The sequence below is a fragment of the Corynebacterium sp. TUM25015 genome (assembly GCF_056393505.1).
Genome location: NZ_CM150783.1, coordinates 978,713 through 992,988, shown reverse-complemented (window position 1 = coordinate 992,988; position 14,276 = coordinate 978,713). Strand labels below are relative to the sequence as shown.

12 protein-coding genes are annotated in these 14,276 nt (G+C 60.0%); 2 read left to right on the top strand and 10 right to left on the bottom strand.

Features of this window, described 5'->3' with window-relative positions; translation table 11 throughout:
- Window positions 1-136 precede the first annotated feature (136 nt).
- Together AC06DS_RS04460 and thiD are read left to right on the top strand one after the other, a co-directional pair.
- Window positions 137-1,897, top strand: coding sequence for an AMP-binding protein (locus AC06DS_RS04460; protein WP_293791071.1), 1,761 nt, complete (start codon window positions 137-139; stop codon window positions 1,895-1,897).
- A 90-nt stretch (window positions 1,898-1,987) separates the two neighbouring features.
- Window positions 1,988-2,806, top strand: a complete 819-nt coding sequence (thiD, locus tag AC06DS_RS04455) for a bifunctional hydroxymethylpyrimidine kinase/phosphomethylpyrimidine kinase (protein ID WP_477101120.1) — start codon at window positions 1,988-1,990, stop codon at window positions 2,804-2,806.
- A gap of 27 nt (window positions 2,807-2,833) precedes the next feature.
- Here the strand turns inward: thiD and AC06DS_RS04450 are convergent, their stop codons facing one another.
- The 10 genes from AC06DS_RS04450 to AC06DS_RS04405 all read right to left on the bottom strand — a co-directional run bounded on the left by AC06DS_RS04450 (window position 2,834) and on the right by AC06DS_RS04405 (window position 14,154).
- A complete protein-coding gene (locus tag AC06DS_RS04450) occupies window positions 2,834-4,042 on the bottom strand; it encodes an acyl-CoA dehydrogenase family protein (protein ID WP_293791069.1) in 1,209 nt (402 codons plus the stop codon).
- A gap of 60 nt (window positions 4,043-4,102) precedes the next feature.
- On the bottom strand, window positions 4,103-5,521 hold the full coding sequence (locus AC06DS_RS04445; protein WP_293791068.1) for an acyl-CoA dehydrogenase family protein: 1,419 nt from the start codon (window positions 5,519-5,521) through the stop codon (window positions 4,103-4,105).
- A gap of 260 nt (window positions 5,522-5,781) precedes the next feature.
- Window positions 5,782-7,389, bottom strand: coding sequence for a lysine--tRNA ligase (gene lysS / locus AC06DS_RS04440; protein ID WP_477101119.1), 1,608 nt, complete (start codon window positions 7,387-7,389; stop codon window positions 5,782-5,784).
- 21 nt (window positions 7,390-7,410) lie between these two features.
- Entirely contained in the window at window positions 7,411-8,619 is a 1,209-nt protein-coding gene (locus AC06DS_RS04435) for a globin domain-containing protein (protein WP_293791066.1), read from the bottom strand.
- Window positions 8,620-8,632: 13 nt separating this feature from the next.
- Window positions 8,633-9,076 (bottom strand): RrF2 family transcriptional regulator, encoded by a 444-nt coding sequence (locus AC06DS_RS04430; RefSeq protein WP_477101178.1) that lies wholly within the window; start codon window positions 9,074-9,076, stop codon window positions 8,633-8,635.
- Between the two features lie 186 nt (window positions 9,077-9,262).
- Window positions 9,263-9,679 (bottom strand): aspartate 1-decarboxylase, encoded by a 417-nt coding sequence (gene panD, locus AC06DS_RS04425; protein WP_477101118.1) that lies wholly within the window; start codon window positions 9,677-9,679, stop codon window positions 9,263-9,265.
- Between the two features lie 49 nt (window positions 9,680-9,728).
- Window positions 9,729-10,964, bottom strand: coding sequence for a galactokinase (galK, locus tag AC06DS_RS04420; RefSeq protein WP_477101117.1), 1,236 nt, complete (start codon window positions 10,962-10,964; stop codon window positions 9,729-9,731).
- Window positions 10,954-12,105, bottom strand: a complete 1,152-nt coding sequence (galT, locus tag AC06DS_RS04415) for a galactose-1-phosphate uridylyltransferase (RefSeq protein ID WP_477101116.1) — start codon at window positions 12,103-12,105, stop codon at window positions 10,954-10,956. Before galT ends, galK begins: the two co-directional genes overlap by 11 nt.
- A gap of 69 nt (window positions 12,106-12,174) precedes the next feature.
- Window positions 12,175-12,459 carry a hypothetical protein gene (locus AC06DS_RS04410; RefSeq protein ID WP_293791061.1) on the bottom strand — a complete coding sequence of 95 codons (285 nt, stop codon included), beginning with the start codon at window positions 12,457-12,459 and terminating at the stop codon, window positions 12,175-12,177.
- Between the two features lie 39 nt (window positions 12,460-12,498).
- Window positions 12,499-14,154 carry a sodium:solute symporter family protein gene (locus tag AC06DS_RS04405; RefSeq protein ID WP_293791060.1) on the bottom strand — a complete coding sequence of 552 codons (1,656 nt, stop codon included), beginning with the start codon at window positions 14,152-14,154 and terminating at the stop codon, window positions 12,499-12,501.
- Window positions 14,155-14,276 lie beyond the last annotated feature (122 nt).

The following is a 14,276-nucleotide window of genomic DNA, read 5'->3' as shown; positions in this document are numbered from 1 at the left end:
ATATGTTGTTCTCATAGTTATTTTTTCAAAGTGAGACATTTTCGTATCTAGAACATTACAGTGATGTAGACCACTGAAGCTCGCCAAGCCTAGCTCACCAAGCCTGAGGAAGACCCCTAAGGAGAGTCACCCAAAAATGAACGCAGCAGCCGCCGCTCAGTTGCCGAAACCCACCCTCACCGATCACATCGGGACTGCTGGCACACTCCTTAAAGGCACCCTGCCCCTGTTCAAATCCGGAGTGCTGGGCTCCATGAGCCCCGTCGCCGCTTCCAAGGCTCTCAAGGGAGTCTTCCAATGGGCATTCCTTCCTGCCGGCCTACTTGCCATCGGTGCTGCTCGCGACCCCTACCACACGGCCATTATCGATGACGCGGGCTCGATGACGTACCAAGAACTCCACGAACAATCCACAGCCTTGGCGCAAGCCCTGTTCCGCACCGGCGTCCGCGAACGCGATCGCATCGGCGTTCTGTGCCGCAACCACCGCGGGTTCATCCTCACTCTGTGTGCACATGGCCGACTGGGTACGGACATTGTCCTCTTCAATACGGGGGCGTCGGCAAAACAGACCCAGGCCGTGATCCAGGAGCAAAAGATCGACATCCTCTTTATCGACGAGGAATTCCTGCCGCTGCTGCCGAAGGATTTCGATGCTTGCCCGGTGATCATCGCCTGGGAAAACGGCGATACGCTGGGGCTTTCCCGCGAGGCCGAGGAAGCGCTGAAGAAGCCTTCCAATATTCGCGACGCAATCGCAAGCGGAGACTACGCCACCCGTAGCGAAGACTGGGCGTCCCTCAACGAGGTTCTGCGCACCACACCGGAGAACCTCTCTATTCCCAATCGTCCGCGCCAGGGCCGCACCATCATCCTCACCTCAGGAACCACCGGCACCCCCAAGGGCGCGCGGCGACCGGAGCCGAAGACATACATGCCGGCGTCGTCCATCATGAGCCGCATTCCGATGCGCCACCACCGTCCGTCGTTCCTTTCTGCCCCCATGTTCCACACGTGGGGTTTCGCGCAGATCCAGCTGGCTCTGGCGCTGCGCAACACGATGATCATGCAGCGCCGCTTCTCCCCCGAAGGTGCCGTCCAGCTGATTGAGAAGAACCGGCCGTACACGATTGCCATGGTGCCGACGATGTTGCGCCGTATGTTGGAGGTTGTGCCGGAGGGATTTAACCCGGGCACGAAGATCATCGCCACTTCGGGCGAGGCTCTGCCGCCGAATGTTGTGCGCGAGACTCAAAAAAAGTTCGGCGATGTGCTGTACAACCTATACGGCTCCACCGAGGTCAGCTGGGCTTCTATTGCAACACCGGAGGACCTGCGCAAGCACATCAACACCGCCGGTAAACCGCCCATGGCTACAACTCTGAAGATCCTGGACGACAACGGCACTGAACTGCCGGAAGGCGAGATCGGTCGCATCTTCGTCAAGAACGACATGCTGTTCGAGGGCTATACCCGCCCCGGCTCCGATAAGGAGATCATCGATGGCATGGTCGCCACTGGTGACCTCGGCTACTACCAGGATGGACTGCTGTTTATTTCCGGTCGCAGTGACGACATGATCGTTTCCGGCGGAGAGAATGTCTTCCCCCAGGAGACGGAAGATGTGGTCAACTCCATGGACTTCGTCGCAGAGTCGGCCGTGCGTGGTGTGGCGGATCCGGAATTCGGACAGGCCCTGTGCGCGTGGGTTGTACCGGATGGCAAGACTGCCGCCGAACTGACTGACGCAGAAAAGGCGGAGTTTGAGGAGCAAGCAAAGGCAGAGGTCAAGGCGCATCTAGCTCGCCACAGCGTGCCGCGCTACTTCATCTACCTGGACAAGCTTCCCCGCAATGCGGTGGGCAAGGTGGTTCCGCGCGAACTGCCGCAACCCTAAACGAAAACCAATCTAAGCGAAAACCAATCGGGCTGGGCTCCAAACACCGCCCCACACAGGTGCGCGCCTGGGTGCGCAATAATGAGGGGTATGAACCAGCAACAATCTCAGCCCCTCCGCCCGCGCGTTCTATCCATCGCCGGTACCGACCCGACGGGTGGAGCCGGCGCGCAGGCCGATCTCAAATCCATCATGGCGGCAGGCGGCTATGGCATGTCCGTCATCACCGCACTCGTTGCACAGAACACGCAGGGCGTGCGCGAAATCCACACTCCCCCGCTGGATTTTCTGCGCGCGCAGCTCGATTGCGTTTTCGAAGACGTCGCCGTTGATGCCGTAAAGATCGGAATGCTTGGCGATACAGCAACCATTCAGGCTGTGCGCGATTACCTGCAGAAACACCATGTCACTACGGTGTTGGATCCCGTGGCTGTAGCCTCCTCCGGTGATCGGCTGCTCACTGCCGATGCCGAGGACGCACTGCGGGACTTTGCTGCTGCTTCTTCTGTGGTGACGCCGAATCTCCCCGAGCTGGCACTCCTTACCAACACCGACCTCGCCAGCAGCGAGCAGGAAGCAGTTGAAATCGCGACGCAGTGGGCGGCAAAAACCGACACCACCGTGATCGTGAAACTGGGTCATCTCGCCGGGTCGGAGGCCGGAAATATTGCCGTGGCCCCATCCGGGACAACCCACAAAGTCAGTTCGCCACGGGTGGAAACCAAAAACACCCACGGCACGGGGTGTTCATTGTCCTCTGCCCTGGCCACGCGGCTGGGGGCAGGCGATTCCTTAGAGCAAGCACTGGAATGGTCCACTAAATGGCTCAACGAGGCCATCGCCAATGCCGACAAATTGCTAGTCGGTAAAGGCCATGGCCCCGTTGATCACTCGGTGCGCCTGTTTTAACAGGCTGGGCGCCTTAAGCGCTGGCTCTTACTTGAGCTCCTTGGAGGAAAGACCCAGCTCGCGTCGTGCAACAACCAGCTGCTGAATCTGCTGGGTGCCCTCGAAGATGTCCAGGATCTTGGAGTCGCGAGCCCACTTCTCCAGCAGGTCACGCTCGGAGTAGCCATAAGCTCCGGCCATCTCCACCGCGCGCAGGGTCAGGTCGGTAGCCATGCGACCGGCCTTTGCCTTGCACTCGGAGGCTTCCTTGCTGTTCGGCTGCTTGTTGTCGGCCATCCAGCCGGCGCGCAGCGTCATCAGGTATGCGGCTTCCCAGTCGCTCTCCAGGCGAATGTACTCGCTGGCAGCTGCAGGCTGGTTCCACGCCGGGGCGTCGTAGTTGATCTCCACACCAGCATCGGTAAGGATCTCGCGCAGCTTTTCCAGCGCGGCGCGAGCAACACCAACGGCCATGGCGGCAACCATGGGGCGAGTGTTGTCGAAGGTGGCCATCACGCCACCGAAGCCCTTCTTGGTGTCCACCTCCGGGGAACCGAGCAGGTTCTCCTTCGGGATGCGGACGTTGTCCAGGATGAAGTGCGCAGTGTCGGAGGAGCGGATGCCCAGCTTGTGCTCCAAGCGAACCAGCTCGAAGCCCGGGGTGTCGCGCGGGACGACGAAGGACTTAATAGCTGCGCGGCCTGCGGACTTGTCCACAGAGGCCCAAACGACAACGTGGGTGCAACGCTCGCCGGCGGTGACGAAGATCTTCTCACCGTTCAGGACGTACTCGTCACCATCTAGCTTGGCGGTGGCGGCAACGGCTGCGGAGTCGGAGCCGAACTGCGGCTCCGTGATGGCCATAGCGGCCCAGATCTTGCCGAAGCGCTCGAGCTGCTCATCGTCGGCCACTGCGGCGACGGCTGCGTTACCCAGGCCCTGGTAAGGAATGGAGAGGGTCAGTCCGACGTCGCCCCAGCAGGTCTCAATGACGTTGAGGATGGAGGCCATGTTGCCGCCATTCTTGACGCCCTCAGTCTTCTTCTTGTCATCGCCGCGGCCACCGGAGGCACCGGCCATGGTCTGGCCGGCATCTGCCATGCCTTCGACCAGGCTGGCCATGGTGTCCAGCTCGACGGGGCGCTCGTGCTCCGCGAGATCATACTTGCGGGAGATGGGGCGGAAGATTTCGGCGGCGGCCTGGTGCGCTTGGTTCTGGCCCGCCTTCAAACGCTTGGGGAGTTCCAGATTAATCATGATGTGGTTCCTTGAAGTTCCTAGTGCTTATTCGATATCGATTCGAATGTGTGGCGGGAGTTAGACGACGACTACGCCTTCGGCGATGCCAATGGCGCGCATGTCGCGGTACCAGCGCTCGACCGGGTGCTCCTTGGTGAAGCCGTGGCCACCCAGCAGCTGCACGCCGTCGAGGCCCATGACCATGCCCTTGTCGGAGGCGTAACGGCGAGCCAGACCGGCCTCACGGTTGAAGGAGAGGCCCTGGTCCAGGCGGGAAACACCGCGCAGCAGGATCAGGCGCAGGCCGTCGAGCTCGATGCGCAGGTTGGCGACCATGAAGGCTACGGCCTGACGGTGCGAGATCGGCTCGCCGAAGGCTTCGCGCTCGTTGACGTACTTCTTGGTGTACTCCAGGATGGCTTCGCCGGTGCCGGCTGCCAGTGCGGCCCAGCCCAGGCGGGAGCGACGGATGATCTCCGCGTAGTTTTCCTTGCGCTCTTCAGCGGATAGGTCCTTGCCACCCAGCAGCTGGCTGGCGGGAACGCGGACGTCCTTCAGCAGAACGCGCCCCAGGGCAGCGCCGCGCAGACCCATGGACGGGTCAGCCTCGACAACGAGCCCCTCGGTATCGGACTCGACGATGACGAAGGTGTTTTCACCGTCCAGGTTGACGGCGATGATGAACAGCTCAGCCTTGCCTGCGTTCGGAACCATGGTCTTGACGCCGTTGATAACGATGTCATCGCCCTCGCGGACGGCGGTGGTCTGCAAGGTGAAGGGGTCGAACAGCGGGCGGGACTCAGAGACGACCACAGCGGAGGCCGGGACGGATTCGCCAGCGAACTCCGGCAGGTAGGTCTTCTGCTGGGAGTCGTCACCGTAGTTGGTGATGACATTCGCCACACCAGCCGGCGCCAGGATGGCAACAGCCTGGCCCATGTCGCCGAATGCCAGAGCCTCGGCGATCAGGGCGTTGGTGGTAGCGCCAGACGCAGAGGCGATGCCTTCATACTCCTCCGGCAGGTTGATCAGGGCAACGCCCAGCTCGGCGGCTGCTTCGAGCAGACCCTCGGCAGGCTCGGATGCCTCATTCTGGTCGTGGCCGGTCGGACGCAGGCGCTCTTCTGCGAACTCGCGTACTGCGGCGACGATCATCTCCTGATCCTCGGTGGGGGTCAGGTCAAACAGTGCCTTACCCGGTGCCGGCGCCTCAGTCGGGACGGGCTGGTTGTTCTCGTCGGTGGTCTGGTTTGCCAGACGAACCGGCTTGCCAGAGCCCTTGATCTTCTTGAACTGGCGGTTCACGGCACCGAGGGTGCGCATACCGGTCTTAGTGGACTGATAGGCAACGCGGTCGACCTTCTTGCCGAGGCCGTACTTCTCTGCCAGGTCGGAGCCTGTGAACTTCGTCAGGACTCCCATAACCGTGCCGATTGCATCTCGCTTGATGTTGTTCAGGCCAGGAGTTGAATCGGCACGCTTGCTTCGGTCGCTCATTTCGTGCGGCCACCTTTCACTGGTTGTCAGCGCAAATCAAATATCTGCATGTGCGGATAATTATGTATGTAGCGTAAACCACTCTAATGGCGCGCGTCACACTTTGGGGCAATTGGCGTCCTGAATTACACCCGAATACGAAAAAAGGTGCACGATTGTGCACCTTTTGCGCTGAACGGCAACGCTAGTCGGGTGGTCGCCACGGGTACCACCCGAGGGGATCCCTAGCGTCTGTATTAGTTACTAGGTATGCCGCTCGACTAGTTGTCGCGCTCTGGCTTCACGATCGGGAAGAGTACGGTTTCGCGAATACCCAGGCCGGTCAGGGCCATGAGCAGGCGGTCAATACCCATGCCGGTACCTGCCGTCGGCGGCATACCCTGCTCCATGGCGGCCAGGAAATCTTCGTCCAGACGCATTGCCTCGTCGTCACCATTGGCGGCCAGGCGTGCCTGATCCTCGAAACGCTCGCGCTGAATAACCGGATCCACCAGCTCGGAGTAGCCGGTAGCCAGCTCGAAGCCGCGGACGTACAGGTCCCACTTCTCCGTCACACCTGGCTTGCTGCGGTGCTGGCGGGTCAGCGGGGAGGTCTCGACCGGGAAGTTACGCACGAAGATGGGGCCTTCCAGCTGGTCCTCGCACAGGATCTCCCAGATTTCCTCCACCAGCTTGCCGTGACCCCAGCCGCCCTTGGCGGGAACGTCAAGGCCGATAACCTTGGCGATCTCCTTCAGTTCCTCAACGGTGGAGTCGATCGTCACCTCCGGCTGGCCGGGGTACTTGCGCGCAAGTGCCTCGTTCAGCGAGGGGTACATCTCGATTTCCTTCCACTCCCCGCCGAAGTCGAACTCGGTGCCATCGGCCAGGCGTACCTTGCCGGTACCCTCCAGGTCGGTGCCCTTGGTGAGCTGGTCCACGATGTACTGAATGGACTCACGAGTCGTGCGGGCGCAATCGTCATAGTCACCCCATGCGGCGTAGGTCTCCAGCATCGCAAACTCCGGGGAGTGCGACTTATCCACACCCTCGTTGCGGAAGTTGCGGTTGATCTCAAAGACCCGGTCGATGCCACCCACCACGGCGCGCTTAAGGAAGAGCTCCGGCGCGATACGCAGGTAAAGGTCAATGTCGAGCGCGTTGGAGTGTGTCACGAACGGACGGGCCGCCGCGCCACCGTGCAGGGTCTGCAGCATCGGGGTCTCGATCTCTACGAAGCCCTCGCCCTCCATGTAGTCACGCAGGGCGCGGATGACCTTCACGCGGGTCATCGCGTTCTTGCGGGCTTCCTCGCGCACGATCAGGTCGTTGTAGCGCTGGCGCACGCGGGTCTCTTCATTCATCTCGGCGAACGCCACGGGCAGCGGACGCAGGGCCTTGGCAGCCATGACCCACTCGCTGGCCATGACGGACAGCTCGCCGCGGCGGGAGGCGATCACGCGACCAGTCACACCAATGAAGTCGCCGAGATCCACGTCAGCCTTCCAGGCCGCGAGTGCGTCCTCGCCAACCTCCGCCAGAGAAAGCATGGCCTGCAGCTGCGTCCCGTCGCCATCCTGCAGGGTGGCGAAGCACAGCTTGCCTGTGTTGCGCATGAAGATCAGACGCCCGGTCACGCTCACTACATCCTGGGTTTCGTCGCCTGCGGCGAGGTAGGTGACGCCCTCTGCCTCCACCGGCTGCTCTTCAGCTTCACCGTCAGTCTTCTTCACTGCCCACTTTGCGCGCACCTCGGCCAGGGAGTGGGTGCGTGGCACCTCTACCGGGTAAGCGTCCTTGCCGGATTCGAGGATGCGCTGCCGCTTTTCACGGCGGATGCGTAGCTGTTCAGGGACGTCAGAAGCTGGGGTTTTCGATGCGTCAGTCACAGGACATAAGTTTAGCGCACCTTAAATCAACCAGTCATTGGGGCTAAACAGCTCGAAGTGAATCTCCTTCGGCGATAGCGCATCCGAGTGCTCAGCAAGCTGATCGCGCAGGTTCTGCAGGAATTTACTGCCACCACATAGGTACCAGTGAGCTCCTTGTGGGATTAGCCCTTCTTCTGCCATCTTGGCAAGCTCTACGGTTTCACCGTTATCTCGGTATCGGACGATATGGCGAGCTTCACCGTTTTCCGCGAGTGCGGAGACTTGGGACTCCGTGATGTCTCGCTGAGCATAAGTCTCTGGGGCGGCATCAGCGTGAATAGCGGTAACACTCGGTACCCCACCCGTTGCCGAGCGAGCAACTAGAGCAGCCAACATACCGGCCATCGGAGTAGAGCCGATTCCCTGTGAAACCAAAATCACCGGGGCATCATCGTCTTGCAGAACCAGGTCGCCGGCCGGCAGGGTGGCTTCCACTTGACTGCCGGTTTCCAACTCATCCATGAGGAAAGAACTGACCTCGCCATCACGCTGCACGGCGACGGTGAAGGTCTCCTCCGTAGTGCCGACGATGGAATACTGGCGAAGCTGACGAGCACCGTCGGAGAGTTCAACTCCAATGGAAACATACTGGCCAGGCAAGGCGTCACTGAAGTTCACGCCATTAAAGGTAAACTCCACGACGTTGTGGGAAAGCTGCTTCTTCTCCTGCAAAGTAACAGTTCGGAACACATCCCCGTCGGCCACATCAGCTGACCGGTAAAGGTTGCGCTCGAAATCGATCAATACTTTGGCCATCAACCAGTAGACCTCGTCCCATGCGGCAGCAACCTCGGGGGTTACCACGTCTTCGCCCAACACCTCTACGATGGCGGCGAAAAGATTGTCATGCACGATCTGGTACTGGTCCTCTGTGATGCCGAGGGACACATGTTTGTGACCAATGCGGGAGAGCATTTCGCGTGGGTCAGGGGCATCGGGGTTGACCAGCATAGAAGCGAAAGTAGCGATGGAAGCGGCTAAAGCCTTTTGTTGCTCACCTGAACGTTGATTACCACGGTTGAATAGGTCAGAGAGCAGCTCAGGATGCTTCTTGAACATGGTGCGGTAGAACACTGGAGTGATGTCTTCAATTGCCCCGCCGACAATAGGCAAAGTTGCCTTGATGATTTCCTCATTTTCGGGGGCCAGGGAAATATCAGTAGTTTGAGGTTGAGTTGAGATATACAAAGCGTCAAGCTCCTTACTTTTTTGCGCCAGGCCTCTGTGGAGTATGTGGTAACCCAAGGCTCTGATAAGTGCGGCTTTTTCCAGAAGGTGCGGGTGCGGTATTCGCTATGAGGTCGCCGATAGTGTCTCCATCCAACTCCGCGAAGAATGCTTCGCGTGCTGCGGCGAGGCGTCTACGGAGAGCACAGTCGCGGGCGGCAAGAGGGCAACGTTGGCCACCTTCGCAATCCACGACTTCGCCGGGACCTTCCAATTGGCGCAATATCTTGCCCACACTTGCCTGACGGGTCCCATCCGCCAGATACACTCCACCACTCCTACCTCGTACGGCAGTCACCCATCCCAAATCGACGAGCCGGGCATTTACTTTTGCCACATGGTTAGTCGATCCGTTGATACGCGTCGCGAGGTCAGCGAGAGTCACTCTCTCACCTTCCCGCAGATCCCCGAGAACCATGAGTATCCTCAGGCCGAGATCTGCAAACGTGGTCAAGTGCATATTTCCACCCTATGCCCCCATCAATAAAAGTTCTATATGAGATGCATCTTTTATTGTGGTCTGTGAGAAAAGTAACACTAAAGAACATGTCGATTGACACCGCTGACAAATAGGCAAGTGGGAGGCCTAGCCAATCAACAGTTGCTAAGCCTCCGGGTGGCGCGGGTTCTTGAGCCCCGAGCCGTCCGGCACGTGGGCCGGGTCTCCGCCGAGCTCCACCTGCTTGTTGTTCTCGTCCACGAAAACCACGCGGGAGGCGTAGCCCTTCAGGTCTTCCTCGCTGTACTGGGCGTACCCGATAATTATGACGAGATCACCGGGACTGATTAGGCGCGCGGCGGCACCGTTGATACCGATCACTCCGCTGCCTCGGTCGCCGGTGATGGCGTAGGTCGTCAGGCGGTTGCCGTTATCGATGTCGACGATGTCGATCTGCTCGCCTTCAAGGATGTCGGCAGCTTCCATCAGATCAGCGTCGATGGTGCACGAGCCGACGTAGTGCAAGTCGGCCTGCGTAACTGTCGCACGGTGGATCTTTGATTTCAGCATTGTTCGCAACACGGGTGAACACCTTACTCGCGGCACAGCAATTAATCTATTTAGCTGGGATTTAGGCGTTCCGGTGCGCGCCGTCGCTCGGCAAAGCCACCACAAACTCGGGTTCATTAAAGCCCTTTTTCGCGAATGCCTCCGCCACAGCCTGCGCCGTTGCTTCCACCCGATCCTCGCGCAGCAGTGCAATGGCGGAGCCGCCGAATCCACCACCGGTCATGCGGGCGCCCAATGCTCCCTGTTCCATTGCCATATCCACCGCGGTATCTAGCTCCGGCACAGTGACCTCGTAGTCATCGCGCAGGGAGGCGTGACTGCCCTGCATCGATCGGCCGAAGGCCTCCACGTCTCCACCACTGATCTGTTGGATCGCTTCCGCGGTGCGGGCAATCTCGCTAACCACATGGCGTACGCGTGCCGCCACCTGCTGTGGGTCTTGGCCATTCGCCTGTGCCCACCGGGCGGAGTCCGCCTCTGCGTCCTTCGCATAGCGTAGGCTGCTCACGCCCAGGTCGGCAGTCACCCCATCGATCACGGCACGGCGCGCGGCGTATTGCCCATCGTTCAGGCGGTGCGGGGCATTCGTGTTCATGATGAGGATGGCAAGCCCGCGCGCCGCGATGTCGAAAGGAACTAACGTGGCGCTGTCTTCGGCGAAGTCGATGGCGAGCGCGTGGCCAGCCTGCCCGAATAGGGAAATGCGCTGGTCGAGGCCGCCCGTGGAGGCGCCGACTACCTCATTTTCTGCTCTTATTGACGCCCTCATGAGTCCGCTGCGCACCGCATCATCAAGGGGTGCGCTGCCGTTTAGGTCGAAGGCTGCAAGAACCGCCGAGCATTCCAACGCTGCGGAGCTGGAAAGCCCTGCGCCGACTGGCACGTCGGACTCAATGGCGAGGTTCAATCCACCGGCAGGCATCAGCCCGGCCTCGGTGGCCGCCCAGATGGCTCCGACTGCGTAGCCGGCCCAGTTGGCTGGATTATTGGGGCCAACCTCGGAAACAGGAATCTCGACGTGGACGATTTCGGCTGGGTCACCGTAGCGAGAAGCTACGCGGTACACACCGTCATTGTTCTTGGCGGCGGCCACGTAGGTGCGCTGCGAGAGCGCGAAGGGCAGGCTGATGCCGTCGGCATAGTCCACGTGCTCACCGATCAGGTTGACGCGTCCCGGCGCGGACCACACACCCGCAGATTGATAGCCGTAGACCTGCTGGAATAGGGATTGTACGTCGGCGGTGCCCTGCTCCTCGGTGCGGGTCTGCAGCCAGCGGGGGCTTACGTTAGTTGGCATTGTCGGCTACCTCCCGGAAGCGCTCGGCGATTCTTTCTGGTGTGGTGTCGGAAATCCAGGCTTCCTGGCCGGACTCACTTCCCGCCAGGAACTTCATGCGCCCAGCAGAGCGCATCATCGAATACAGCTGCAAGTACAGGCGACCGTTTTCGCGATCCTCCCCCACCGGCGCCTGGTTCCAGGCAGCGATATAGGGAGTACGTTCAATGCCCTCGAAGAAGCGATCCATACGGCCCAGCAGGTCTAGGTAGAAGCGGGTGAGTTCATCCTTTTCCTCGTCTGTGAGTGCCGCGAAATCCGGGACTGCCCGGTTGGCCATGAGGATGACCTCGACCGGCCACTTTGCTGCCGCCGGAACATAAGCGGTGAAGTGCTCTCCAGCGAGAAGTACACGGGTGCCGGATTCCTTTTCAGCGGACAAGACGGCGTCAAAAAGATCCTGGCCGGTGTCTTCCCGGAAAGCGCGAGCGCGCGTGGCTACCTCGGCGGCGCGCGGCGGAACGAAGGGATAGGAGTAGATCTGGCCGTGCGGGTGTTGCAGCGTCACGCCGATTTCCTTGCCGCGGTTTTCAAAGGGGAACACGTAGCGGATGCCCTCGATAGCGGAGAGCTCAGCGGTGCGGTGGGCCCAGGCTTCGACGACGGTACGGGCACGCTCGTAGGGCAGATCCTTAAACGAGGAGTTCACATCCGGGGTAAAGCAGACGACCTCGCAGCGGCCAATGGCGGGCTTACGGGGGAAAAACTCCTGGCCGTCGACCTGTGTGGCGAAGTCGTCCGGCACCTCCATGTGCATGGACAGGGAGGGGAAGCGATTTTCAAAAACCACGACGTCGTAATCATCGGCGGGCACCTCAGTGGGCAGTTCGCCAGGTTTGGTCGGGGCCAACGGATTCTCGTTCGCCGGGGGCATGAACGTGCGGTTCATACGGTGGGCGGCGTAGACATACCACTGGCCGGTCAAAGGATCCTGCCGCATCTCGGATTCCGTGGTGGCCTGTGGCAGATCACGGGAATCGTGCAGCTCCCGTTGTTTCTCCCCTGCCACGTATGCCGGTTCATCGTCGAAGTACAGCAGCTCGCGGCCATCCGCAAGTGTCGTTCGAGTTACCTTGAAATCATGCTGCACGGCGTGGATCACTCCCTTTAGTTAATGCGCATAGAAGCGCACGAAGAAAAAGCCCGCCTCTTCAGTGGGGCGGGCAATGCGTTATTTAGTTTGCGGTTCCTGTGGTTCGGCGGATTCATCAATCTTGATTGGATCCAACTTGGTCCACAGTACGAAGATCGCTGCCACGGCGATCATGGCCAACCCGCACACCAGGTTATATGTTTCGTTCTTCGGCTCGCCGGTGGATACATCCATACCCGGGTCAAGCAGGAAGTAGCTCAGCAAGAGCACAAGTCCGTACAGGCCCATGAGGGAACCGATGACATTGCGGATATCGAAGGCACCCGCCATGTGGGAGCCCTTCTTAGCAGTGTTCTTAGCCATTGTGTCCATTCACTCCTTTCTGAAAAACTTGCGCCCTTGTTAAGCGAACACGATGTTGAGGACGAGCACCATGGCCAGGCATAGGATGCCCAGCGGTACGGTGCGGCGGTACCACGGCAGGCTGGCTTCGGCAGCATCCGTGAGGTTTTCCTTCGGGGTGACGGACTTGACGAAGCCCACCAGTTCCTCATCCGGCTTCGGCTTGGTGACCATGGAAACCAGGATGGAAGCGATGATGTCCGTGACGAATGCCAAGGATGCGGCGACAAAGGCCGTGCCCTGTCCCGGGAGGTTGAAGAAGCTAGCGTCGGTGCTGCCGAAGGTGGCTATAGCCCAGTAGACAATCGCGATACCCGTACCGGAAACCAGGCCGACCCAACCTGCGGTGGGCGTCATGCGCTTCCAGAACATACCCAGGATGAAGGTGGCGAACAGCGGGGCGTTGAAGAAGCCGAACAGCGTCTGCAGGTAGTCCATGACGTTGCCGAAGTTGGATGCCAGCAGGGCGGTGAACACGGCGATGACGGTAGCGCCGACGGTGGCCATACGGCCGACCTTCAGGTAGTAGTCGTCGTCGCGGTCCTTCACGATGTAGGACTGCCAGATGTCATAGGAAAAAACGGTGTTGAAGGCGGAAATATTAGCCGCCATACCAGCCATGAATGCGGCCAACAGACCTGCGATGGCCACGCCCAGCAGGCCGTTCGGCAGCAGGTCGCGCATCAGGTACAGGATGGCATCGTTCGGTTCGGCGGAACCATCCATAATCGGGGTGACAGTAGCGCCTGCAACCATGCCCGGGATAACCACCAGGAACGGAATGAACATCTTCGGGAACGCACCGATGATCGGGGTCTTCCGTGCAGAGGACAGCGAATCGGCTGCCATGGAGCGCTGGACCTCCACGAAGTTGGTGGTCCAGTAACCGAAGGACAGCACGAAGCCCAGGCCAAAGACCAAACCGATAGCGGAGACGACCGGGTTCTCAAAGCCTGAGATTTCGGTGCCCGGCCAGGTGTGGAAGTGCGAGGAGTCTGCAACCTTGGCCTGCAGGCCATCCCAACCACCAACCTGGTGCAGGCCGATCATTGTCAGCGGCAGCAGGGCGGCGATAATCACGAAGAACTGCAGCACCTCGTTGTAGATCGCTGCGGACAGACCACCCAGGGTGATGTACGACAAAACGATGACCGCGGCAACAACCAGGGTGACCCACAGTGGCCAGCCGAGCAGTGAGTTAACCACCTTGGCCAGCAGCAGTAGGTTCACGCCGGCAATCAGCAGCTGAGCTACGGCAAAGGAGATGCCGTTGACCAGGTGCGCGCCGTTGCCAAAACGGCGCTGCATGAACTCCGGAACGGAGCGCACCTTAGAGCCGTAGTAGAAGGGCATCATCACGATGCCGAGGAAGACCATGGCCGGGATCGCACCGATCCAGAAATAGTGCATGGTCTCGAATCCGTACTGCACGCCGTTGGCCGAGTGACCCACGATTTCAACGGCGCCCAGGTTGGCAGAGATAAAGGCCAGACCCGTCACCCAGGCGGGTAGGGATCGGCCGGAGAGGAAGAAGTCGATTGAGCTGGACACCTTGGACTTAGCTGCCCATCCGATGCCGAGGACGAAAGCGAAGTATAGCGCGACCAGCGCGTAGTCTACCCAGCTCGCGTCCAAACGTAGTCCTTCAGCTGTCATAGCTGCGAACCTCCAGGAACGTCGGGTTCCCGTCCCAGGCACCAATCGTTTTAGTTCACAACTACCAGCGACGAGAACTATTGGATGTTTGATTCAATAGAAATCTTAACGCCGCGTAGTGC

Bases quoted from the DNA above. Each gene is read 5' to 3' on its own strand.
- AC06DS_RS04410 (WP_293791061.1), bottom strand. From the start codon at position 12,459: ATGGCTAAGAACACTGCTAAGAAGGGCTCCCACATGGCGGGTGCCTTC.
- AC06DS_RS04445 (WP_293791068.1), bottom strand. From the start codon at position 5,521: ATGAGCGACCGAAGCAAGCGTGCCGATTCAACTCCTGGCCTGAACAAC.
- AC06DS_RS04450 (WP_293791069.1), bottom strand. From the start codon at position 4,042: ATGATTAATCTGGAACTCCCCAAGCGTTTGAAGGCGGGCCAGAACCAA.
- AC06DS_RS04460 (WP_293791071.1), top strand. From the start codon at position 137: ATGAACGCAGCAGCCGCCGCTCAGTTGCCGAAACCCACCCTCACCGAT.
- galK (WP_477101117.1), bottom strand. From the start codon at position 10,964: ATGCCAACTAACGTAAGCCCCCGCTGGCTGCAGACCCGCACCGAGGAG.
- AC06DS_RS04430 (WP_477101178.1), bottom strand. From the start codon at position 9,076: ATGGTTCTCGGGGATCTGCGGGAAGGTGAGAGAGTGACTCTCGCTGAC.
- AC06DS_RS04405 (WP_293791060.1), bottom strand. From the start codon at position 14,154: ATGACAGCTGAAGGACTACGTTTGGACGCGAGCTGGGTAGACTACGCG.
- thiD (WP_477101120.1), top strand. From the start codon at position 1,988: ATGAACCAGCAACAATCTCAGCCCCTCCGCCCGCGCGTTCTATCCATC.